The 22,235-nt window shown below is 73.3% G+C and carries 16 protein-coding genes; 5 read left to right on the forward strand and 11 right to left on the reverse strand.

Going from position 1 to position 22,235, the window contains the following annotated elements; translation table 11 throughout:
• The first annotated feature begins 8 nt into the window (after nt 1–8).
• From QSK22_RS17730 to QSK22_RS17740, 3 genes are read left to right on the forward strand one after another with little or no spacing between them, the layout of a single operon-like run.
• Nucleotides 9–1,874 carry a rhamnogalacturonan lyase gene (locus QSK22_RS17730; protein ID WP_285495308.1) on the forward strand — a complete coding sequence of 622 codons (1,866 nt, stop codon included), beginning with the start codon at nt 9–11 and terminating at the stop codon, nt 1,872–1,874.
• A gap of 26 nt (nt 1,875–1,900) precedes the next feature.
• Nucleotides 1,901–2,896 (forward strand): pectate lyase family protein, encoded by a 996-nt coding sequence (locus QSK22_RS17735; RefSeq protein ID WP_285495309.1) that lies wholly within the window; start codon nt 1,901–1,903, stop codon nt 2,894–2,896.
• A gap of 60 nt (nt 2,897–2,956) precedes the next feature.
• Entirely contained in the window at nt 2,957–3,421 is a 465-nt protein-coding gene (locus QSK22_RS17740; protein WP_285495310.1) for a hypothetical protein, read from the forward strand.
• Nucleotides 3,422–3,657: 236 nt separating this feature from the next.
• On the opposite strand, the gene QSK22_RS17745 is transcribed toward QSK22_RS17740, so the two are convergent.
• Nucleotides 3,658–5,367 carry a glycoside hydrolase family 6 protein gene (locus QSK22_RS17745; RefSeq protein WP_285495311.1) on the reverse strand — a complete coding sequence of 570 codons (1,710 nt, stop codon included), beginning with the start codon at nt 5,365–5,367 and terminating at the stop codon, nt 3,658–3,660.
• A 234-nt stretch (nt 5,368–5,601) separates the two neighbouring features.
• Nucleotides 5,602–6,438, reverse strand: coding sequence for a hypothetical protein (locus QSK22_RS17750; RefSeq protein WP_285495312.1), 837 nt, complete (start codon nt 6,436–6,438; stop codon nt 5,602–5,604).
• Between the two features lie 420 nt (nt 6,439–6,858).
• On the opposite strand from QSK22_RS17750, the gene QSK22_RS17755 reads away from it, so the two are divergent.
• Together QSK22_RS17755 and QSK22_RS17760 are read left to right on the forward strand one after the other, a co-directional pair.
• The gene (locus QSK22_RS17755; RefSeq protein ID WP_285495313.1) at nt 6,859–7,905 is read left to right on the forward strand and encodes a LacI family DNA-binding transcriptional regulator; all 1,047 of its coding nucleotides are present in this window, start codon (nt 6,859–6,861) and stop codon (nt 7,903–7,905) included.
• Nucleotides 7,906–8,058: 153 nt separating this feature from the next.
• Nucleotides 8,059–10,995, forward strand: coding sequence for a glycoside hydrolase family 48 protein (locus QSK22_RS17760; protein WP_285495314.1), 2,937 nt, complete (start codon nt 8,059–8,061; stop codon nt 10,993–10,995).
• Between the two features lie 89 nt (nt 10,996–11,084).
• Here QSK22_RS17760 and QSK22_RS17765 read toward each other — a convergent pair whose 3' ends face one another.
• The 9 genes from QSK22_RS17765 to QSK22_RS17805 all read right to left on the reverse strand — a co-directional run bounded on the left by QSK22_RS17765 (nt 11,085) and on the right by QSK22_RS17805 (nt 22,165).
• Nucleotides 11,085–11,516, reverse strand: coding sequence for a pyridoxamine 5'-phosphate oxidase family protein (locus tag QSK22_RS17765; RefSeq protein WP_285495315.1), 432 nt, complete (start codon nt 11,514–11,516; stop codon nt 11,085–11,087).
• 155 nt (nt 11,517–11,671) lie between these two features.
• Complete coding sequence (locus tag QSK22_RS17770; protein WP_502872326.1) at nt 11,672–13,981, reverse strand: WD40/YVTN/BNR-like repeat-containing protein; 2,310 nt, start codon at nt 13,979–13,981, stop codon at nt 11,672–11,674.
• Nucleotides 13,982–14,119: 138 nt separating this feature from the next.
• The gene (locus QSK22_RS17775; protein ID WP_285495316.1) at nt 14,120–15,235 is read right to left on the reverse strand and encodes an acyl-CoA dehydrogenase family protein; all 1,116 of its coding nucleotides are present in this window, start codon (nt 15,233–15,235) and stop codon (nt 14,120–14,122) included.
• Nucleotides 15,232–17,538, reverse strand: coding sequence for a molybdopterin-dependent oxidoreductase (locus QSK22_RS17780; protein ID WP_285495317.1), 2,307 nt, complete (start codon nt 17,536–17,538; stop codon nt 15,232–15,234). The genes QSK22_RS17775 and QSK22_RS17780 overlap by 4 nt, the downstream gene beginning before the upstream one ends.
• A complete protein-coding gene (locus QSK22_RS17785; protein ID WP_285495318.1) occupies nt 17,535–18,275 on the reverse strand; it encodes an ABC transporter ATP-binding protein in 741 nt (246 codons plus the stop codon). Before QSK22_RS17785 ends, QSK22_RS17780 begins: the two co-directional genes overlap by 4 nt.
• Nucleotides 18,272–19,267, reverse strand: coding sequence for an NrtA/SsuA/CpmA family ABC transporter substrate-binding protein (locus QSK22_RS17790; RefSeq protein ID WP_285495319.1), 996 nt, complete (start codon nt 19,265–19,267; stop codon nt 18,272–18,274). The genes QSK22_RS17785 and QSK22_RS17790 overlap by 4 nt, the downstream gene beginning before the upstream one ends.
• 34 nt (nt 19,268–19,301) lie before the next feature.
• Nucleotides 19,302–20,075, reverse strand: a complete 774-nt coding sequence (locus QSK22_RS17795) for an ABC transporter permease subunit (protein WP_285495320.1) — start codon at nt 20,073–20,075, stop codon at nt 19,302–19,304.
• Nucleotides 20,072–21,046 (reverse strand): ABC transporter substrate-binding protein, encoded by a 975-nt coding sequence (locus QSK22_RS17800; RefSeq protein ID WP_285495321.1) that lies wholly within the window; start codon nt 21,044–21,046, stop codon nt 20,072–20,074. Before QSK22_RS17800 ends, QSK22_RS17795 begins: the two co-directional genes overlap by 4 nt.
• 15 nt (nt 21,047–21,061) lie before the next feature.
• On the reverse strand, nt 21,062–22,165 hold the full coding sequence (locus QSK22_RS17805; protein WP_285495322.1) for an LLM class flavin-dependent oxidoreductase: 1,104 nt from the start codon (nt 22,163–22,165) through the stop codon (nt 21,062–21,064).
• Nucleotides 22,166–22,235: the final 70 nt, after the last annotated feature.

The raw sequence follows: 22,235 nt of genomic DNA on the forward strand, positions 1-22,235 counted from the left end.
GAGGAGCCGTGACTCGTCCACCCCGCGGACGGCACGCCCGCAGTCGCGTCGCCACCCCGCTGACATCGATCGCCCTGGCCGCCGCGGCGGCCGCCGCCACCGCCGTGGCGGTGCCCGGCGGGACCGAGGTCCGTCCGGACCCGCGCGCCGCCGCGGCGAGGCAGGTCGAGGACCTCGACCGGGGGCTGATCAGCGTCCGCTCCGGCAACGGCAACTACGTGGGGTGGCGGCTGCTCGGCACCGACCCGGTGGAGACCACCTTCAACCTGTACCGGGGTTCCACGCGGATCGCGACGGTCACCGACTCCACCAACTACTACGACGCGGGGGCCGCCGCCGACGCGACCTACACGGTGCGGCCGGTGGTGAACGGTGTCGAGGGGCCGGCGTCGGAGACGTCGCTGCGGTTCGGCGACGGCTACCTCGACGTGCCGATCCAGCCGCCGTCGTCCACCTACAGCGCCAACGACGCCAGCGTCGGCGACCTGGACGGCGACGGGCGGCAGGAGATCGTCCTCAAGTGGGACCCCGCCAACTCCAAGGACAACTCCCAGTCCGGTTTCACCGACCCGGTGTACATCGACGCCTACCGCCTCGACGGCACCCGCCTGTGGCGCATCGACCTGGGCCGCAACATCCGCGCCGGTGCCCACTACACCCAGTTCCAGGTGTACGACTACGACGGCGACGGCAAGGCCGAGGTGGCGATGAAGACCGCCGACGGCACCGTGGACGGCACCGGCCGCGTCATCGGCGACGCGTCCGCCGACTACCGCAACTCAAGCGGCTACATCCTGTCCGGGCCCGAGTACCTCACCATGTTCAACGGGCAGACCGGCGCGGCCATGCAGACCGTCGACTACGTCCCGCCGCGCGGCGACGTCTCGTCGTGGGGCGACTCCTACGGCAACCGCGTGGACCGCTTCCTGGCGGGCACCGCCTACCTCGACGGTTCCCGGCCCAGCCTCATCATGGCCCGCGGCTACTACACCCGCACGGTCATCGCGGCCTGGGACTGGCGCGACGGGCACTTCACCCGCCGCTGGACGTTCGACACCAACAGCTCCACCAACGTCGGCAAGGGCTACGACGGCCAGGGCAACCACTCGCTGGCCGTGGGGGACGTCGACGGAGACGGCCGCGACGAGATCGTCTACGGCGCGATGGCGGTCGACGACAACGGCTACGGCCTGTGGACCACCAGGAACGGCCACGGCGACGCCGCCCACCTCGGCGACTTCGACCCGGCGCGTCCGGGCCTTGAGTACTTCAAGGTCGACGAGGACTCCTCCAAGCCGTCGTCCTGGTACGCCGACGCCCGCACCGGCCAGATCCTGTGGTCGACGCCCGCGTGCTGCGACAACGGCCGCGGCGTGGCCGGGGACATTTGGAACGGGCGGCTCGGCGCGGAGTTCTGGTCGGCGGCCGACTCGAACCTGCGCAGCGTCACCGGCAACAACGCCGGCCGCAAGCCCTCGTCGATCAACTTCCTGGTGTGGTGGGACGCCGACCCGGTGCGCGAGCTGCTGGACGGCACCCACATCGACAAGTACGGCCCCGACGCCGACACCCGCCTGCTGACGGGGGCGGGCGTGGCGTCCAACAACGGCACCAAGGCCACCCCGTCGCTGTCCGGCGACCTGTTCGGCGACTGGCGCGAGGAGGTCGTCTGGCGCACCACCGACAACACCCGGCTGCGCATCTACACCACCCGGGACGTGACCGACCGCAAAATCTACACCCTGCAGCACGACACCCAGTACCGCGTCGCGCTGGCCTGGCAGAACACCGCCTACAACCAGCCGCCGCACCCGAGCTTCTTCATCGGCGACCGCATGTCCGCCCCTGCTCAGCCCTCCGTCTACGTCCGCTGAGCATCCCGCTCCAAGGAGGTATTCCCATGACGTATCCCAAGGCAAGGACCGTGCTCGGTCTCGCCGCCGCGGCCGTCGTCGCCGCGGGCGTCACCGTGGCCACCGGCTCCTACGGTTCGGCCGAGGCGCAGCAGGACGCCGCGCCCGTCGCCGTCGCCGCGGAGAGCAGCCCCGTCGGCTACGCATCCCAGAACGGCGGCACCACCGGCGGCGCCGGCGGCACCACGGTGACCGTCACCAACGCCTCGCAGTTCCTGCAGTACGCCCAGGCGTCCGGCCGGTACGTCATCCAGGTGAACGGCACCATCTCGCTGTCGGGCATGCAGGACGTGGCATCCGACAAGACGATCATCGGTGTGGGCACCAACGGCCGCATCACCGGCGGCGGCCTGGACATCGACGGCGTCCGCAACGTCATCATCCGCAACCTGACGTTCACCGGCGCCGGGGACGACGCCATCAACGTGCAGGACGGCTCGACCAACATCTGGATCGACCACAACGACCTGTCGGACGCCAGCGACGGCCTGGTCGACATCAAGCGCGGGTCGGACTTCATCACCGTGTCGTGGAACCGCTTCCACGACCACGACAAGACCTCGCTGGTCGGCCACTCCGACGACAACGGCTCCCAGGACCAGGGCCACCTGCGGGTCACCTACGTGCACAACTGGTTCCAGGGAACCAACCAGCGGCACCCGCGGGTGCGGTTCGCCAACCCGGTGCACGTGCTGAACAACTACTACAGCAACATCGGCAGCTACGGCGCCGCGTCCACCACGAACGCGGGCGTGTTCGTCGAGAACAACTACTTCGAGAACGTCAGCCGGCCCACCTCCATCCAGGAGGGCTCCTCGCCCGAGGGCAACATCCGCGCGTCTGGCAACTACCTGGTGAACTCGGGTTCGATCGTCACCCGCAACCCCGGTTCGGTGGCGGCGATCCCGTACTCCTACACCGCTGAGAACGCGGCCAACGTCAAGGCCACGGTCACCGCGGGCGCCGGCGTCGGCAAGATCTGACCCCGCCCAGGCGTGCCCCCTCGCCATCGCGGCGAGGGGGCACGCCCCTGCCAGGGGGACATGCCCGGGGCGCCGGCCGGGGCAGGCGGTCTTCCAGGCGCCGCCGTCGATGGCCACGTCGGCGCCGGCGATGCTCGCCGCCAGCGGCGAGGCGAGGTCGACATCTCCGACACCGCGCCGCCGCTGGTCGTGCTGCACCGGGTCACCGCCAACGTGCTGCGCATCAAGCTCGACTGGAACTACGCGATGGCCCGGGCCGCCGCCTCGGCCAACCCCGAGATCGCCCGCGTGCACGCCGACGTGGTCGAGCGCTGCGACCGCTCTTTCCGGCGCGCCCGCGCCGAGGGCCTGCTGCGCGCCGACGTCGACCCGCAGTGGGCGCGCCGCTGCTACTACGCGCTCGTCGGCGAGGTCACTCACGGCGGCACCGCCTCCGACACCCGCGCCGCCTCCGACAGCGACATCGACGCGCTCGCCACCCGCATCGTCGACACCCTCCTGCGCGGCGTCGGTGCCCCCGGCTGACGGACGGCGGCACGGTGCGGGCGCAACGTCCGTGACACGGCGCGCGGGCACCTGCCCGGCCATCCGGTCGAGTCGGCCGCGGCGCCCGGCGCGGGGGAGGGCGGCACCGCCGACAAGACCGACGGCGGACTGAATCGTGCGGCTCGCCGGGACCGGCGACGCGCCATCCACCGGCGGCGGACGCGAAGGGCCCGACGCGTCGCACGCGTCGGGCCCTCGGTCAGGCGCTCACCGGGTCAGTCGAGCGGCGGGTAGGCGTTGCGCATCAGCTCCTGGAACTGGGCGGAGAACCAGTGCCCGGACAGAGGGGCGTCGGGCAGCGCACCGGACATGTTGTAGTTGTTGCGCGCGTTGCCCTCGTACGTGGGGTCGCACATCCGGTCGAAGCCCTTGCCCTCGTCGTTGGGGATCTCGGTGCTGGAGCCGTCGGACTCGCCCGGCGGCTTCATCCACACGTAGGCGTCGATCCCGGCCACCGGGGCCGCCTTCGGGCGCTCGCCGAGGCCGGCGCCCGACTGGTTGCACCAGTTGCCCACGTGGATGCGGCGGTCCAGGCGCCCGCCGTCGACGTAGGCGTTCACGTCGGTCTGCGGGCCCGGGCCGGTCGGGCGGTTCGAGCCGCCCCACCCGTTGCGGGATGTGTCGATCAGCATGCCGATGCCGCCGTCGAAGCCGGCCTGGATGAGCCGCTGCCGCATGGCCAGCGCGTAGGACTGCTCGTCGACGTAGCGGTTCCAGTCCACCCACGTGGACTCGCGCACCGACCTGCCGCCGACGGTGTCGTTGATGGAGAAGTAGGGCTCGGTCAGCACGCCGTAGTTGGCGGTGTTGGTGATGAACCCGTGCACGTTCGACATCGAGCCCGAGTCGCGGGCGACCTGGGCGAGCAGCTCGGCCGTCGGGCCGAAGTTGTCGTCCCAGCCGAGCCAGCCGTGGTGGCCGATGTCGAGGTAGTTGTAGACGTTCGGGATGGCGCCGAACTTCTGCAGGGCGTAGGCGATGCCCTTCTCGTAGTTGCCGTTGGCCTTCATCCGGTCGCAGTTCTCGGTGGCGGTCGGCCGCGGCGACACGTTGGTGATCAGGTTGGGCAGCGAGTCGATCTCGACGACCGTGACGATCCGCAGGCTCGCGTACTTGGGGTCTGCGAATATCTCCGCGATCGGGTCGATGAACTCGGTCTTGTAGGTGTCCAGGTCGTCGGGGCCGAGCTCGCCGTTGGACGCCAGCGCGGCGCAGTCGCGGCCGGGCAGGTCGTAGACGACCACCTGGATGAGGTCGGCGCCCTGCTCCAGCGCGGTGTCGAGGTGGGCGCGCAGGCCGCGGGCGCCGGACGTGCCGGTGATCGCGGCCCGGCGGTCCATCCACACGCCGGTGGGCTGGTTGGAGATGCGGCTGCCGCCGGGCTCGGCGTTGGCCTTGGCCGCCCAGTCGGGGTTCACATAGACCTTGGCGCCCGCGTACGGGTTGTCGACCCGGTCGCCGGCCGGCGGGTCCGTCGGCGGGTCGGTCGGGTCCGTCGGGTCGGTCGGTGTGGTCGAGCCGGTGCAGGCGGTGCCGTTCAGCGTGAACTCGGTCGGTATCTCGTTGGTGCCCGAGTAGACCGCCTGGAAGCCGGGCGTGACCGTGGCGCCGGTCGCCAGGGACCCGTTGTAGGAGGCGTTCCTCAGCGTGGCGTGCTGCCCGGACTGGGTGTAGCTGCTGTTCCAGCTGCCGGTGATGCGCTGGTTACCGGAGAAGTCCCACTCCAGCGTCCAGCTGCTCAGCGGGTCGCCCAGGTTGGTGATCTCCACGTTCGCGGTGAAGCCGGTGCCCCAGTCGTTGACCGTGTAGGACACCTTGCAGCCCGCGGCGGCGGCGGCCTGGGTGTTGGCCACGGCGACCGCACCGGAGGCCAGCAGCAGCGCTGCGGCTCCGGAGGCGACACCGCGGCGCGCGGTCCATCTCATCGGGCTCCTCCTCGGGGGCGGGGGATGGGCGTACAGGGGCGGGTCATCGGTGTTCGGCAACCTTTCTGGGTGGGTGGGACGACACAGAGTCAAAGGCCACGGCCGCCGCCGGCCGTCCGTAGTGGGAGCGACGCGGTCCGGGCGGACGATGGCCTGGCGGTCCGCCCGGTGCGCCCGGGCGGACCGCCGGACGCGGTGCGCGCGGCGCGGTCCCCGGGACGGCCGCGGGCGCCGTCACCTGGTCTCCTCGGGAAGGGAGGTGAGGATCTCCGCGGCCGTCGGCTCGGTGACCTGGGGCCGGGCGCCGAACGCCGACAGCTCGACCGTCCCGTGCACGGTCTCGGCCTTCTCGGCCCGGGACGCCTTCTTCCCCGACGTCCCGGCGGATCCGGCCCCGGCCTGCCCATCGGCGGGCAGGGTGAGCCGCACCCGGCCGGGCCGTCCGGCGTCGTCGGTCCACAGGTCGAAGCCGGTGCGGGACGGCAGCAGCCGCACGAACTCCTGCCAGGCCGGCTCCGGGCTCGCCTTGAGCGCCGCGTCCCGGTCGATCTCGCCCCGCACGTGCCAGATGCCGCCCGGCGTGCCGGAGGCGGCGGGACGCGCCGCGGCGCGCAGGACCATCGCGACGCGGTGCACGTCGGAGAACCCGGCGAAGGTGCGGGTGCCGCGGGCCGCCCGCAGCCAGCTGCGGCCGGTCCGGCGGCGCAGTTCGGGCGGCAGCGAGACGTACTCGGTGCCGCCGATCGACAGCACGGTGACGCGGGCGTCGCGCAGGACGCCGTCCATGCGGCCCGCGGGCCGCCTGGCGTCCCACACTCCGGTCATGTCCATCCGGGGGGCGGTGCGGCCGTCGCCGCCGGGCATGGCCACCCGCATGGTGAGCCGGAACGACGCCGAGCCCTCCAGGTTGCCGGCGCCGGCGGCCAGCAGCGTGGCCGCGTCGTGCGGGAAGCGCGCCGCGGACCCGCCGTGCCGGCCGTGGTGCCGGTGGCCGTCGCCGCCGGTGCACGCGGCGGCCACCGCCAGCGCGACCGCCGACGCCCCGGCCAGCGCCGCGAGCGCCTTGAGCACGCGGCCCGCCGCGGGGCTCGTCGGGGGGCGCGTCGGGGGACTCGCCGCGGGGCTCGTTGCGGGGCTGGTCGGCCGTGCCCGCATCCGACCTCCTCATGCCGTGATGGGAGCGCTCCCACACGTTCGATTTCGACGCCGAACCTAAACCGGGGGCGGCGCGGCGAGAAGCGTTCTTCCACGGCCTTTCACGGCTTTCACGGCGACCCGGAACGGGTGTGCGGCGCATTCCGGCTGATCAGCGCCGATCCGCAAGCCGATCATCAAGATCGGCAATGGGACGGAAATCGGGCCTTAACCTGATTGCCACATTTCCCTTGACAGCGCTGACCGGCGAACGGATTCTTGGGAGCGCTCCCACTACACCCCCCGCCCCTCCCGGCCGCCACCCCCGCGGGCCGGGAATCCGAAGGGAGTGCACGCGTGACGATCACCGAACCGTCCGCCGGCCCGGCCTGCCCCCCGGCCGACGGCCGAACCCCCACCCTGGCCCACGTCGCCGAGCTCGCCGGTGTCTCCCCCGCCACCGCCTCGCGCGTGCTCAGCGGCTCCACCCGGGTCAGCCGCACCGCGCGCATGCAGGTCGAGGAGGCGGTGCAGCGGCTCGGCTACGTGCGCCGCCGCCCCGCCTCCCGCGAGCCCCGCACCTCCGGCGCCGTCGCCGTGGTCTTCTGCGAGGACAGCGCCCGCGTCTTCGCCGACCCGTTCTTCGCCCGGGTGCTGTGGGGCGTCAAGCGCGAGCTGGACGGCCGCGCCCCGCTGGTGATCCTCATGGCCGGACGGCCGGAGGAGTGGCGCAGCACCGCCGAGTACCTGCGCGGCGGCCACGCCGCCGGAGTGCTGCTGATCAGCTCGCACCGGGACCATCCGGCGGCGCTGGTGCACGCCGCCGCCGGCGCCCCGGTCGTGCTGGCCGGGCGGCCGCTCACCGACGTGCCGCTGCCGTACGTGGACGCCGACAACCGCGGCGGCGCCCGCGCGGCCGTGCGGCACCTGGCCGCCTCCGGGCGGCGCGCGGTGGCCACCATCGCCGGGCCGTCCGACATGGCCGCGGGCGTGGACCGGCTCGCCGGCTACCGGGCCGCCGCCGAGGAGGCGGGCCTGGACACCACCGGCCTGATCGGCCGCGGCGACTTCGGCCAGCTGTCCGGCGAGCACGCCATGAACCGGCTGCTGGACCGCCGCCCCGATCTGGACGCCGTGCTGTGCGCATCCGACCCCATGGCGGTGGGCGCGCTGCGGGCGCTGCGCCGCGCCGGCCGCCGGGTGCCCGACGACGTCGCGGTCGTCGGGTTCGACGACGCGCCGATCGCCCAGCGGGTGCGGCCCCGGCTGACCACCGTCCGCCAGCCGATCGAGGACCTCGGCGCCCGCTGCGTGCGCGAGCTGCGCGCCTGCATGGCCGGCAAGGGCCTGACCGACCGCGGCGTCGTGCTCAAGACCAAGCTGATCGTCCGAGATTCCGCCTAGCGGGGGGACTCCCCGCCGCCCCGCCCGGGCCCGGCGGAGTCCGCCCCCGTCGGCGCCGTACCGGCGCCCGTCCGACCCCGCTCACCACGAGTGCGCACGCCGCCGGCGCCGCCGCGCCGGCGGCGGGCTCCGCCCTGCCCGAAAGGAACCCCTGTGAGACGACGATTGCGATGGCGCGACCGAAGGCGCCCGTTCACCGCGGTGGGCGCCGTGCTGGTGCTGCTCGGCGGCCTGCTCACCGCCGTGGCGGCGCCGGCGCAGGCCGCCGCGGGCTGCAAGGTGGTGTACACCAAGAACGACTGGGGCAACGGCTTCACCGTCAGCATCGACATCACCAACACCGGCGACGCCCTGTCCGGCTGGGAGCTGACCTACTCCTATACCGGCGACCAGCGGCTGACCAGCGGATGGAACGGCACCTGGTCGCAGACCGGGCAGCAGGTCAGCGTGCAGAACGCCGCCTGGAACGGCTCGCTGGCCTCCGGCGCGACGGTCAACGTGGGCGCCCAGTTCACCTACTCCGGCAGCAACGCCGACCCGACCGCGTTCTTCCTCAACGGCACCCGCTGCAACGACACCGCCGCCGCGCCGACCGTCACGCTGACCAGCCCGGCCGCCGGCGCCACCTACTCGGTGGGCGCCTCCGTTCCGCTGGCGGCCACCGCCACCGCCGGGACCGGCGCCACGGTGAGCAAGGTCGAGTTCTACAGCCAGGACGGCCTGCTGGCGCCCGGTGACACCACCGCGCCGTACACGCTGGACTGGACGCCGACCGAGGCGGGCGACTACTCGCTCTACGCCAAGGTCACCGACAGCACCGGCGCGACCGCCGAGTCGGCACCGGTCGGCATCACGGTGACCGACGAGGCGAGCATCGTCGCCGGCCCGACCACGCTCACGGTCACCCAGGGCGGCAAGGTCACCTACGGTGTCAAGCTGTCCAGGGCGCCGGCATCCAACGTCACCGTCACCACGACCCGCACGTCCGGGAACAGCGCGCTGAGCGTCACCGCCGGCGGGCAGCTCACCTTCACCCCGCAGAACTGGTCCACCGCGCAGAACGTGGAGATCAGCGCCGCCGACACCGGCACCGGAGCGGCCACGTTCACCTCGACGGCCACCGGCTACGCCCCGGCCGAGGTCACCGTCACCCAGGTCGACGCCGGCGGCGGTGTCTACCAGCAGCGCTTCCTCGACCAGTACAACAAGATCAAGGACCCGGCGAACGGGTACTTCAGCCCCGAGGGCATCCCGTACCACTCGGTGGAGACCTTCATGGTGGAGGCCCCCGACCACGGGCACGAGACGACCTCCGAGGCGTACAGCTACCTGATCTGGCTGGAGGCGATGTACGGCAGGGTGACCCAGAACTGGGCGCCGTTCAACGCCGCGTGGGCGCTGATGGAGAAGTACATGATCCCCACCCACGCCGACCAGCCGACCAACTCCTTCTACCAGGCGGGCAAGCCCGCCACCTACGCGCCCGAGCACCCCGACCCGAGCAGCTACCCGGCCCAGCTGGACAGCAGCATCCCGGTCGGGCAGGACCCGATCGCCGGCGAGCTGAAGTCGGCCTACGGCACCGACGACATCTACGGCATGCACTGGTTGCAGGACGTCGACAACGTCTACGGCTACGGCAACACCCCCGGCGGCGGTTGCGAGGAGGGGCCGTCCGCCGACGGCCCGTCCTACATCAACACCTACCAGCGCGGCTCGCAGGAGTCGGTGTTCGAGACGATCCCGCAGCCCACCTGCGACGCGTTCAAGTACGGCGGTCCCAACGGCTACCTGGACCTGTTCACCGGGGACGCCAGCTACGCCCGGCAGTGGAAGTTCACCAACGCCCCCGACGCCGACGCGCGCGCGGTGCAGGCCGCGTACTGGGCCGACGTGTGGGCCAAGGCGCAGAACAAGGGCGGCGACGTGTCCGCCACGGTGGCCAAGGCCGGGAAGCTGGGCGACTACCTGAGGTACTCCTTCTTCGACAAGTACTTCAAGAAGATCGGCAACTGCTACCCGGCGTCGACCTGCCCGGGCGGCTCCGGCAAGGACAGCGCCCACTACCTGCTGTCGTGGTACTACGCCTGGGGCGGCGCGCTGGACACCAGCGCGGGCTGGGCCTGGCGCATCGGCGACGGCGCGTCCCACTTCGGCTACCAGAACCCGATGGCGGCCTACGCCCTGGTCAACGACCCGGCCCTGGAGCCCAAGGGTGCGACGGCCAAGACGGACTGGTCGACCAGCCTCACCCGGCAGCTGCAGCTGTACAAGTGGCTGCAGTCGGCCGAGGGCGGCATCGCCGGGGGCGTGACCAACAGCTGGGACGGCAGCTACAGCACCCCGCCGTCCGGCCTGACCAAGTTCTTCGGGATGGCCTACGACTGGCAGCCCGTCTACCACGACCCGCCCAGCAACCAGTGGTTCGGGTTCCAGGCGTGGTCGATGGAGCGCGTCGCCGAGTACTACTACGTCACCGGCAGCGCCGACGCCAAGACCATCCTGGACAAGTGGGTCGGCTGGGTGCTGGACAACACCACGGCCGACCCGTCGACCGGCGACTACCAGATCCCCTCCACGCTGCGGTGGGAGGGGCAGCCGGACGCCGACTGGTCCAGCACCAGCGGCATGCCGCCCGCCAACACCGGGCTGCACGTCACCGTCGTCGACCGCACCCAGGACGTCGGCGTGACCGCGGCGCTGGCCAGGGCGCTGTCCTACTACGCGGCCAAGGCGGGCCACGCGCAGGCCAAGCAGACCGCCAAGGACCTGCTGGACGCGCTGTGGCGGCACCAGGACGCCAAGGGCGTGTCGGTGCCGGAGACCAAGGCCGACTACAAGCGCGTCGCCGACCCGGTGTACGTGCCCGCGGGCTGGACCGGCACGATGCCCAACGGCGACCCGATCAACTCCAGCTCCACGTTCATGTCCATCCGGTCCTTCTACCAGAACGACCCCGACTACCAGCGCGTGTGGGCGTACGCCACGGGCGCGAGCTCCACGGCGCCGGTGTTCAACTACCACCGCTTCTGGGCCCAGGCCGACGTGGCGATGGCGATGGCCGACTACGGGAGCCTGTTCAACGAGTGACGCCCTGAACCACCCGAGGGGGTGAGACGGGCGGGGGCCGCGCGGCCCCCGCCCGTCGCGTTTTCGATGCGGCCCGGCGGGCCCGCGGATCAGTGGTGGACGCGGCGGCCGCTGATCTCCGCCGGGACCATCCGGATGTGCGCGCCCCGCTCGCCGCCCGGCCACGGCTCCACGGGCGCGGCGCCGGCGGACTCGTCCTCCGACAGCTGCCGGGCGCCCCCGCGCAGCAGCACGCTCCAGCCCTCGTGCCGCGCCTCGTCGAACCGGTCGACCTCGAAGGCGATCCGCACCTGCGCGCCCTCCAGCGCGGTGCTCAGCGCCTGGCTGAGGCGGCTGGTCAGATCGGTGCGGAACACCACCGTGCCGTCCTCGACGACGTAGTTCACCGGGATCACGGCGGGGCCCTCGCCGTCGTTGAAGGCGACCCGGCCGACGCCGCCCGGCGTGATCAGCCGCAGGCACTCCTCGCGGTCCAGCTCCTCCAGGACGGCGCCGCCGCCCCCGCCCGTTGCCGTGTTCATGGATCTCCCTCGATCACGCGATCTGTGGTACCAGATCCAGCTTTCCCCCGATGCGGTGAGCGACGCCTCCGGGGGTGCCCGGTGGCGTCGCTGATCGTCCGCGGCCGCGCCGGGGGAGGGCGATCGGGCCGGGGCGGCGCCGGTCGGTCGGCCGGTCAGCCGGAGGTGTCGCCGTAGACGATGCCGCGGCCGTTGGTGCCCAGGTAGACGCGGCCGTAGACGCGGGGGTCGCCGGTCAGTGCCTCGCCCATGTTGCCGTACTGGTGCTGGTCGTCGTTGACGCGCACCCAGGTGGCGCCGGTGTCGTCGGAGCGGAAGACGCCCGTGACGCCGCCGACCGTGCCGACCAGGTACAGCGCCTGGTACGAGCGGCCCGGCGCGGCCTTGCCGAAGCCGATGTTCACGGCCTTGGTCACCGCCGAGACCCTGGTGAACGAGGCGCCCGAGTCGGTGGAGTGGTACAGGCCGCTGTCACCGGCCAGCCAGATGTCGCCTTCGCGGCCGGGGACGGCCTTGAACTTCGCCGACGACGGAAGCCCGGACGCGGCGGTGGCGGTGAACGACTGGCCGCCGTCGGTGCTGACGTAGAAGCGGCCGCCCGAGAACGCGTAGAACTTCTGCGGGTTGACCCGGTCGGACTCGACGACGGCGTTGGCCGGCACGCCCGACGACTGCGACCAGGAGTTGCCGAAGCCCACCGAGTACACCACCGGCTGGCCGCTGTCGCCCGGCGCCCACACGAACCGGCTGCCGTCGGCGGCCGCCGCGACCGTGCCGCCCTTGTTGACGCCGCCCGGCTCGGCGGCCTGCCACCAGTTCGCACCGCCGTCGGTGGAGAAGGCGACGTGGGAGTCGTTCGGCCGGTCGGAGTCGGTGAAGTCGCCCGCCCGCACCATCACCGACGGGTTGTTCTCGGCGTAGTCGAGGCTGGTGGTGCTGGTGAAGTTCGGCCGCACGAACATGGTCGACGGCACGGTGCCCAGGTCGTCGTGCCGGAAGCCGCCGATGTCGCCGAGGGCGCTGACCAGCGGCGCCCCGGACGGCGGGCTGACCAGGTCCAGGACGGCGGTCTCCTCCAGCCCCGCCACCATGGGCCGGATGGTGATCTGGCCGCCGGAGTCCCACCGGGTCAGGTCCTCGGTGCCGTAGATGGTGGCGCCCGTCCCGTACATCATCCGGTTGGAGTCGAACGGGTCGATCTCCAGCGACTCGGTCATCCAGCCGAGCTTCGGGGTGACCTCGGGCGGCGACGGGTTGGTGCCGAACGTCAGCCACGGCACCGACGAGATGTCCATCGTGTAGCGGAAGCTGCGGTTGGGGTAGCTCGTCCAGTCCCAGATGCGCGTCCAGGTCTGGCCGCCGTCGGTGCTGCGGAAGAAGATGACGTCGGGCCACCAGGAGATCTGCGTGGCGACCATGAGGGTGCCGGGGCGCTGCCGGTCGACGGTCAGGCCGCTGTAGCCGAAGTAGGCGTCCGAGCTGGTCGACGGGACCGGGCTGATCCGGGTCCACGCCGAGGTCTGGGTGTCGAACTTCCACACGTCGCCCTTGGCGCCGCTGTAGGGGCCCGCGGTGTCGGACGTGGCGATGTAGAGGGCGTGCCCGGCCGCGTCCAGCACGCCCTTGTGCGCGATGTAGCCGGTCGGCTGCCCGGGGACGCGCTCCCAGGTGGCGCCCGCGTCGGTGCTGCGGTAGACGGTGTTGTCCTTGTCGGCGACGCCGACGTAGATGGTGCGGGTGGGGCTGCCCGAGGTGCCGGTGCTCTCGTCGAACGTCACCCACACCACGCCGGGCCGGTGGCTGCCGTACCCGTTGGGGTCGGACGGGTCGTCGCTGTAGTTGCCGGGGTTGGGGAAGCTGGACACCTTCGACCAGGTCGCGCCCCGGTCGGTGCTGCGCCACAGCCCGTTGCCCTCGGGGGCGCCGAGGTAGAGCACGCGGTTGTCGTTGGGGTCGACGGCGAGCCGTTCGCCCATGCCGCGTCCGGGCATGTTGCCGCCGAGCTTGAACGGCAGCGGCGTGACCTGCCAGGTGGCGCCCCGGTCGGAGGAGCGCAGGATCGCGCCGTTGTTGGGGTCCCAGCTGTTGGTGTACATCCCGGCGGCGACATAGACGCGGTCGGCGTCCACGGGGTCGGCGGCCAGGCTCACCACGCCGTTGTAGCCCCACCGGTCCCAGCCCACCCAGTCCAGCAGCGGGATCCAGCGCCGGGACGACTGGTCCCAGCGGTAGGCGCCGCCGATGTCGGTGCGGGCGTAGATCAGGTTGCGCTCCTTGCGGCTGAAGACGATGCCCGGGACGAACCCGCCGCCCGCGATCTGCACGTTCCGCCACGTGTAGGTCTCGGCGGCGGCCGCCGCGGGGAGCGCGGCGGGAGCGGCCAGCGGCGCGGCGCTCAGCGCCAGCGCGGCCAGCAGCGCCGCCGCGCGGCGGGGGCTGCGGGGTCTGCGTCGGTCTCCTCGCATCGGGGGCCTCCTCGTGACGCGGTTGCCCCCGGAGGGTGGTCGAAGCGCTTCGACGTGGTCAAGGAAAACGCCCGCCCGGCGGAATCTTTCACGCCGTCCCGCGCGGCCCGGCGCACCGCCCGGCCGGCGCGGGGACGCTCAGCGGGCCAGGGCGGCGGTCCCCGCCCCGGTCAGGATGGTGTCGTCCTGCGGGGTGTGGATCCGCGCGCACAGCACGTCGCGGTAATGCCGCTCGATCGGGTTGCGCCGCGACAGGCCGGGATTGCCGATCAGCGTCAGCCCGGTCTCCACGGCCCGCACGGCGTTGCCGGTGACGGTGTGCTTGACCAGCGCGGCGCCGCCGGCGTCGCGCTCGTCGCGGGCGGCGGCGGCCAGCAGGGTGCGGTTGGCGGACAGCAGCGCCTCGATCCGGCCGACGGCGGCCTGGAAGCGCGGCAGCGTGGCCAGCGGCCGGCCCAGGTTGGCGGGGGTGCGCTCGTTGAGGTAGCCCACCAGCCAGTCACGGGCGGCGCGCGCCACCCCGTCGTAGATCGCGCTGATCAGCAGTGCGTTCCACGCCGGGAACGCGCCGCCGGGGCGGGGCGGCTGCTCCTCGGCGGGCCTGACGTCCACCGCGTGGTCGGCCGGGACCGGCACGCCGTCCAGGATCACGTCGTCGCTGCGGGTGGCGCGCATGCCCAGGTGGTCCCAGGTGGGTTCGATGCGGATGCCGGGCGCGTCCGCGGGCACCAGGAAGGAGCCGACGCGGGGCCGCGGATCGTCGGTGCGGGCCCACACCAGCAGCCAGCTCAGCCCGGGCGCACCGGTGGAGTAGATCTTGTGGCCGCGCAGCGTCCAGCCGTCGCCGCCGCGTGCGGCCACGGTGGCGGGCAGCCCGCCGCGCGCGGGCGTGCCGAGGTCGGGTTCGACGCGCAGCGCGTTGATCAGCGCAACGCCGTCCAGCGAACTGCGCTGCACCCGCCGCCGCACCTCCGCGGGCCACGGGCAGTCCGGCGCGCGCAGCACGGCGTGGTTGATCAGGTGCATCGCCAGCACGAGCGCCACCGCCGGGTCGGCCGCGCCGACCGCGCCGACGACCTCGACGGCCTCGGCCAGCGTCGCGCCGCCCCCGCCGAGCTCCGCCGGGACGGTCAGGTTGAGCACCCCGGCCTTGTGCAGGTCGGCGAACGCCTCGTGCGGGAACGAGCCGTCGCGGTCGTGTTCGGCCGCCCGCGCGGCGATGCCGGGCAGCACGTCGGCCAATGCGATGGTCATGGTTCACTCCTGGGACGGAAGATGGGCGGCGGCGAGGTGCAGCGCAGCGGCGGCGGCGCGCCGCGGTACCGCTCGACCTGCACGGCCGCGTGCTGGCCGGTGCAGCCCTGCGCCAGCCGCGAGGTGGGACGGTCGGCGGTGAGGACGTTGGGGTTGCCGTGCACGCACAGCACCCGGCCGGGCCGCTCGGGGTCGTCGACCGGGTCGAACCAGGCGCCGGTCGGCAGCTGGACGACGCCGGGCCGCAGCGCGTCGCTGAGCACGGCCCCGGCCAGGCACGCGCCCCGGTCGTTGTACACCCGCACCACGTCGCCGTCGGCGATGCCGCGCGGCGCCGCGTCGTCGGGGTGGATGCGCAGCGGTTCGCGCCCGGCGACCTTGGCGGCCTGGCTGGTGGCGCCCATGTCGCCCTGGCTGTGCAGGCGGGTGGCGGGCTGGTTGGCGATCAGCAGCAGCGGATGCGCGGCGTCGGGCCGCTCGGCGGGCGGCAGCCAGGCGGGGTGCCCGGGGCAGTCGGGCAGGCCGAAGCCGGCGACGGTCGGCGAGGTGATCTGGATGCGCCCGCTCGGCGTCGGCAGCGGGTGCGCGTCGGGGTCGGCGCGGAACCCGGCGAACAGGGTGGTGTGCGAGGGGCCGGGCGGCAGTTCGTACTCGCCCTGCTCCCAGAACCGCGCGAACTCGGGGACGTCGTGGCCCTGCGCGCGCAGCCGGTCGCGCCAGACGCCGTAGATGTGCTCCAGCCAGGCCCGGGTGTCGCGTCCCTCGGTGAACGCCCGGCGGACGCCGAGCCGCTCGGCCAGGCCGGCGAAGATCGCGTAATCGTCGCGGGCCCGGCCGACGGGCGCGACGGCCCGCCGCATGGCGATCAGGTGGGTGTCGCGGCGGCCGCCGCCGATGTCGTCGCGTTCCAGCGCGGTGGTGGCCGGCAGGACGATGTCGGCGTGGCGGGCGGTGGCCGTCCAGTGCGTCTCGTGCACGACGATCGTGTCGGGGCGGGCGAACGCGCGGCGCAGCCGGGCCAGATCCTGGTGGTGGTGGAAGGGGTTGCCGCCCGCCCAGTAGACGAGCCGGACGTCCGGGTAGGTCAGCCGCCGGCCGTCGTAGTCGTACCGGGCGCCGGGGTGCAGCAGCATGTCGGCGACGCGGGCGACCGGGATGAACGCCGACACCGGGTTGACGCCCTGGGGCAGGTAGGGCAGGCGCAGGTCGGGGCCGGTGGCGCCGGCGTCGCCGATCGAGCCGTGGCCGTGCCCGAACCCGCCGCCCGGCAGGCCGATCTGCCCGAGCATCGCCGCCAGCGCCAGCCCCGCCCACACCGGCTGCTCGCCGTGCTCGATGCGCTGCAGCGACCAGCTCACGGTGACGAGCGTCCGCGTCGCCGCCATGCGGCGGGCCAGGTCGCGGATGTCGCCGGCCGGGATGCCGCAGATCGCCGCGGCCCAGTCGGCGTCCTTGGCCGTGCCGTCGCCGGACGCGCCGCGCAGGTAGGCGGCGAACTCGTCGAAGCCGGCGCAGTAGCGGTCGAGGAACGCGCGGTCGTGCCGGTCCTCGGCGAGCAGCGTGTGCGCCAGGCCGAGCATGAGCGCCACGTCGGTGCCGGGCCGGACCGGGTACCAGCGGGCGCCCGCGGGTGCGTCGTCGCGCAGCGGGCTGACCAGCGCGATCTCGACGCCCGCCGGGATCAGCGCGGCCAGCGCCGCCGCCGTGGTGTGCCGGGTCACACCGCCCGGCGTCACGCCGACGTTCTTGGCGGGCAGCCCGCCGAACGCCACCAGCAGCCGTGTGTGCTCGAGGATCGTCGGCCAGGACGAGCCCCGGCGCAGCACCGCGTCGGCGTCCCCCACCAGATGCGGCAGCACGACCAGCGAGGCGCCGAGGCTGTAGGAGCCGCGCGAGGCGGTGTAGCCGCCGATCGTGTTGAGGAACCGGTGCAGCTGGCTCTGCGCGTGGTGGAAGCGCCCCGCGCTGGCCCATCCGTAGGAGCCGCCGAAGATCGCCTCGTTGCCGTGCCCGCGGCGCACGCGCTCCAGCTCGCCCGCGACCAGGTCGAGCGCGCGTTCCCAGCTCACCTCGACGAACGGCTCGCGGCCCCGTCCGGCCGACGGGCCCGGCCCGCGCTCCAGCCAGCCGCGCCGGACCGCCGGCGCCGCCACCCGCGTCGGATGCCGCAGCGCCCCGGGGACGTTGCCGAGCAGCGGCGACGGCGCCGGGTCGGCCGGGTGCGGCGCGACCTGCAGGCCGCCGCCCGGCACGGGCCGCACCCGGTGGGCGCCCCAATGCGATGTCGTCGTCGTCCAGGTCATGGCACGGTGACGTCGTCGGCGGCCTCTTCGACGCCGAGTTCGGCCAGCAGCGCGGCGCGCAGCCGCGCGAACTCGGGGGAGCCGCGCCGGGTCGCCTCGGCGGGCACCGGATGCTCGGCGGCCAGCCGGCCGCCGCGCATGGCCACGACGCGGTCGGCGAGCAGGATCGCCTCGTCCACGTCGTGGGTGACCAGCAGCACCGCCGGGCGCTGCCGGGCGATCAGCCGCCGGACCAGTGCGTGCATCTTGATCCTGGTGAGCGCGTCGAGCGCGGCGAACGGCTCGTCCAGCAGCAGCAGCTGCGGCTCGCGCACCAGGGCGCGGGCGAGCGCGACCCGCTGCGCCTCACCGCCCGACAGGGTGCGCGGCCAGGAGTCCACGTGGTCGGCGAGCCCGACCTCGGCCAGCGCGCGCACGGCGGCGGCGCGGGCGTCCTTGCCGCGCAGCCCGATCGCCACGTTGCGCCACACCCGCCGCCACGGCAGCAGCCGGTGCTCCTGGAAGACGACCATGCGGGCGGGCGGGACGCGCACGGTGCCGCCGTCGGGCCGGTCCAGGCCGGCCAGCAGCCGCAGCAGCGTGGTCTTGCCGCATCCGCTGTGCCCGATGAGCGCGACGAACTCGCCCCGGCGGATGTCCAGGTCCAGCCCGGTCAGCACGGTGCGGTCGCCGAACACGCGGGTCAGGCCCCGGATCTGCACCTCGGCGCCGCCGGGCGCGGCCGCGGGGGCGGTCACAGCTTCACCGCGTGGTCGGCGATCTTGATGCGGTCGGAGAGGATGCCGCGTTCGGCCAACCAGTCGGCGCCGTACTGCAGCTGCTCGATGCCCTCGTCGTCCATCAGCCGCAGCTTCTGGGTGGTGCGGTGCTGCACGAGCCGGTCGATGACCTCCTGCGGGTACTTGGACACGCCGTTGCCGAGCTCGATCGCCTCCCGGAAATGGGCGTTCTGCCATTCCTGGTCGGCCTGGTAGGCCGCGATGACGGCGCGGACGATGTCGGGGTGCTCGCGGGCGTAGTCGCGGCGGACCAGATAGGTGCGGAAGTCGATCTGCCGGTCCAGCTCGTCGCCCTCCACGAAGATCGCCCGGGCGCCGTACCGGACCTCGGCGATCTCCCGGAAGCCCTCCCAGATCGCCCAGGCGTCGATCTTCCCGGAGGCGAACGCCGACGCCGCCTCGGTCGGGTTCATGTAGAGCATCTTCACGCGCTCGCGCGGCACCTGGTACTTCTCCAGCGCCGCCACCAGCAGGAACTCGCCGAGCCCGGCCTTGTTGACGGCGACCGTCCGGCCGGCGAGGTCGGCGACCTTCGCGATGCCCGACGACGGCCGGACCAGGATCGCGGTGGTGCGCGGCCAGGTCGTCGCCCACGCCACGTACACCACGTCCGCGCCCGAGAGTATGGCCTGGTCGGCGGGGGTGCTGCTGCCGCCGAAGCTGAAGTCGGCGGTGCCGGTCGCCACGGCCTGCAGGGTGGGGGCGTGGTTGGGGAAGGGGCCGATCCAGCGGACCTTGAGGCCCCGCCGCTGCAGCGCGCGGTCGAGCTCGCCGCGGATCTTGGGGACGGAGATGGGGCCGTGCGTCAGCCGCACCGTGTCGGCGGATCCGCCGTCCGTCGCACCGCCCGCGGACGAGCAGCCGGCGAGCGCGGCGGCCGCGCCGAGCCCGGTGGCGGCCAGCAGCGAACGCCGGGAGAGGAGATGGTCTGTCACGATCGACTCTGTCACGATCGACTCCAAGGCCGGAAGGCGGGGTCGGGGGTCACGGGGAGCCGGGGGCGTAGGAGGCGTGCCAGGAGAGCAGGCGCCGCTCCAGGAACCGGGCCAGCAGGTCGCAGGTGATGCCGATCAGCGCGTAGAGCAGGACGACCAGCACGATCACGTCGACCTGCAGGAACTCGCGGGCGTTGGTGGCCATGAAGCCGATGCCCTCGGTGGCGCCGATCGTCTCGGCGATGACCAGGGCCAGCCAGGCGTGGGTCAGCGCCAGCCGCAGCCCGCCGAGGATGGACGGCAGCGCGCCCGGCAGGATCACCCACCGGACCCGCTCCAGCCGGCCCTGCCCGACGACCCGGCTCATCTCCAGCAGCTTGGGGTCGATCTGCCGGATGCCGAGGACGGTGTTGAGGTAGAGGGGGAAACCGGTGCCGAGCGCGATCAAGAAGACCTTCCCGCCCTCGCCGACCCCGAACCACACGATCACCAGCGGCAGCACGGCCAGGAACGGGACGGCCCGCACCATCTGCACGCTGCGGTCGATCAGGGACTCGGCGATGCGGGACAGGCCGACCAGCACGCCCAGGCCCAGCCCGGCGGCGGCGCCGAGGGCGAAGCCGGTCGCGGCGCGCCGCAGGCTGGCCAGCAGGTGCCGGGGCAGCTCGCCGTCGGCGGTGAGGTCGGCGGCGGTCGCCACGACGGTGCTGGGTGCGGGCAGCACCTGGTCGGACAGCAGTCCGCCGCGGGCGGCGCCCTCCCACAGCGCCAGCAACGCCAGCGGCGCCAGCCACGAGACGGTGCGGTGGGGGAACCGGCTCATCGCTCGCCCAACCCCCGGTAGACGAAGCGCCGCAAGTCGTGGCGGCCGGTGAACAGGCCGACCTCGACCCAGGTGTCGTGGGTCTTCTGCAGCTCGGCGGCGAACGCGTCGTCCATCGGGATGCGCCGGTAGGCCGCGTCCTCCGGCTGCACCTGCGCGGCCACCGACCTGGGCTGCCCGGCGAACTTCGCGAACCAGTCGGTGTAGGCGGACGGATTGCGCCTGCCCCAGGCGAAGCCCTTGTCGACGCGGTCGGCGAAGTCGGCCATCGCCTTGACCTTCTCAGGGTCGCCGAGCGCGGCGTCGGTGGCGCTGAGCACATTCAGGCCCGCGTTGATGCCCTGCCCGCCGAGCAGGACCCGGGCGCCCTGCTGCCCGCGCGCCCGTGCGGCGAACACGCCCCACGTCACCCACGCGTCGAGCCGCCCGGTGGAGAACGCGGCGTTGGCGTCGGCGGGCGCCAGGAAGTTCATCTGCACGTCGTCCGGCTTCAGCCCGGCCTGTTTGAGCGCGCCGAGCAGCAGGTAGTGGGCGACGCTGCCGCGGGTGGTGGGGGAGACCCGCTTGCCCTTGAGGTCCGCGACGGTGCGGATCGTGCTGTCGCGGGGGACGAGGATGTAGGTGCCGGTGCCGCCGTTGCTCCAGGCCGCGACGGCCTTGATCTTCGAGCCGCCGGCGATGGCGGCCACGGTGGGCGAGTCGGCCGCCCCGCCGATGTCCACCGCGCCCGCCCGCAGCGCCTCGTGCAGCGGCAGCGCGGCCGGGAACTGCGACCACTCGATCCGGTAGGGCACGTCGTCGAGCAGCCCGGCCGCCTTCAGCCGCGACTCGGTCATGCCGGTCTGGTCGCCCACGCGCAGGGTGACGCGGTCGTCGCCGGCGGAGCACGCCGCGGCGGCGCAGACGAGCGCCACCGCGAGCAGCGGCGCGACCAGCCGGGACACGGCACGGCGGGAAAACCGGTGCGACATGGACCTCTCCCGATCTCAGCGGGCGGCGGTCGCGGCGGTCCGGTCGCGGCGCTCCAGCTCGGCGCGGACCAAGGGGATGAGCCGCCGCCCGTAGTCGACGGCGTCCTCCAGCGGCTCGTAACCGCGGATCAGCAGCGTGGTGACACCGATGTCGACGTAGTCGAGCAGCGCCTGGGCGACCGTTTCGGGGCTGCCGACCAGCGCGGTGGAGTTGCCCGCCGCCCCGGTGGCCTTGGCCGTGGCGGTCCACAGCGCGCGGTCGTGCCGTTCGCCCTTCTCGGCGGCGGCCAGCAGCCGCTGCGAGCCGACACCGCGTTCGTTCGCAGGGAAGGCGAGCATCGCGCCGTCCGGCGACGTCCGGGAGTTGATCGTCTCCAGGATGCGGTGCGCGCGTTCCCACGCCTGCTCGTCGGTGTCTGCGAGGATCGGCCGGAACGACACCGAGAAGCGCACCTCGTCCGGGTCGCGGCCGTGGCTCGCCGCCGACTCGCGCACCGCCCTGATCTGCTCGGCGGTCTCGGCGAGCGGCTCGCCCCACAGCGCGTACACGTCGGCGTGCCTGCCGCCGACCCGGTAGGCGTCGGCCGACGATCCGCCGAAGTAGATCGGCAGCCTGCCGTGCACCGGTTTGACATCGGAGCGGGCACCCTGGAACCGGTAGAACTCGCCCTCGTGGTCGATCGGCTCGTCGGCGGCCCAGACCCGCTTGACGATGTCCAGGTACTCGTCGGTGCGCCGGTAGCGGGCGGGCTTGTCGGCGTAGTCGCCGTCGCGGCGCTGCTCGGTCTCGCTGGCGCCGCTGATCACGTGCAGGGCCAGCCGCCCGCCGGTGAACTGGTCGAGGGTGGCCAGTTTGCGCGCGGCCAGCGTGGGGGCCACGAACCCGGGCCGGTGCGCCAGCAGCAGGCCCAGCCGCTCGGTGTGCGCGGCCGCGTACGCCGCGACCGAGAACCCGTCGGCGTCCCAGGAGTGGTAGCCGATCAGCACCCGGTCGAACCCGGCCTCCTCGTGGGCCCGCGCGAACCGGGCGGTGTAGTCGGGGTCGATCGCCGGACCCCGCCGCGGCCTGATCTCGGACGTGTCCGCAGTCCGGATCATGCCGATGAACTCGACCGTCATCGCCGTCCTCCCCGGGCGAGTCGCCCTTCGGTCACCCCTGTCACCACATCGTGGATGATCTATTCCGCAC

This window comes from Actinomadura sp. NBRC 104425, assembly GCF_030269545.1.
Classification (GTDB): Bacteria; Actinomycetota; Actinomycetes; order Streptosporangiales; family Streptosporangiaceae; genus Spirillospora; species Spirillospora keratinilytica.

Coding starts and splice junctions, on each gene's coding strand:
- QSK22_RS17735 (WP_285495309.1), top strand. CDS start 1,901: ATGACGTATCCCAAGGCAAGGACCGTGCTCGGTCTCGCCGCCGCGGCC.
- QSK22_RS17740 (WP_285495310.1), top strand. CDS start 2,957: ATGCCCGGGGCGCCGGCCGGGGCAGGCGGTCTTCCAGGCGCCGCCGTC.
- QSK22_RS17745 (WP_285495311.1), bottom strand. CDS start 5,367: ATGAGATGGACCGCGCGCCGCGGTGTCGCCTCCGGAGCCGCAGCGCTG.
- QSK22_RS17765 (WP_285495315.1), bottom strand. CDS start 11,516: ATGAACACGGCAACGGGCGGGGGCGGCGGCGCCGTCCTGGAGGAGCTG.
- QSK22_RS17770 (WP_502872326.1), bottom strand. CDS start 13,981: ATGCGAGGAGACCGACGCAGACCCCGCAGCCCCCGCCGCGCGGCGGCG.
- QSK22_RS17775 (WP_285495316.1), bottom strand. CDS start 15,235: ATGACCATCGCATTGGCCGACGTGCTGCCCGGCATCGCCGCGCGGGCG.
- QSK22_RS17780 (WP_285495317.1), bottom strand. CDS start 17,538: ATGACCTGGACGACGACGACATCGCATTGGGGCGCCCACCGGGTGCGG.
- QSK22_RS17795 (WP_285495320.1), bottom strand. CDS start 20,075: ATGAGCCGGTTCCCCCACCGCACCGTCTCGTGGCTGGCGCCGCTGGCG.
- QSK22_RS17800 (WP_285495321.1), bottom strand. CDS start 21,046: ATGTCGCACCGGTTTTCCCGCCGTGCCGTGTCCCGGCTGGTCGCGCCG.
- QSK22_RS17805 (WP_285495322.1), bottom strand. CDS start 22,165: ATGACGGTCGAGTTCATCGGCATGATCCGGACTGCGGACACGTCCGAG.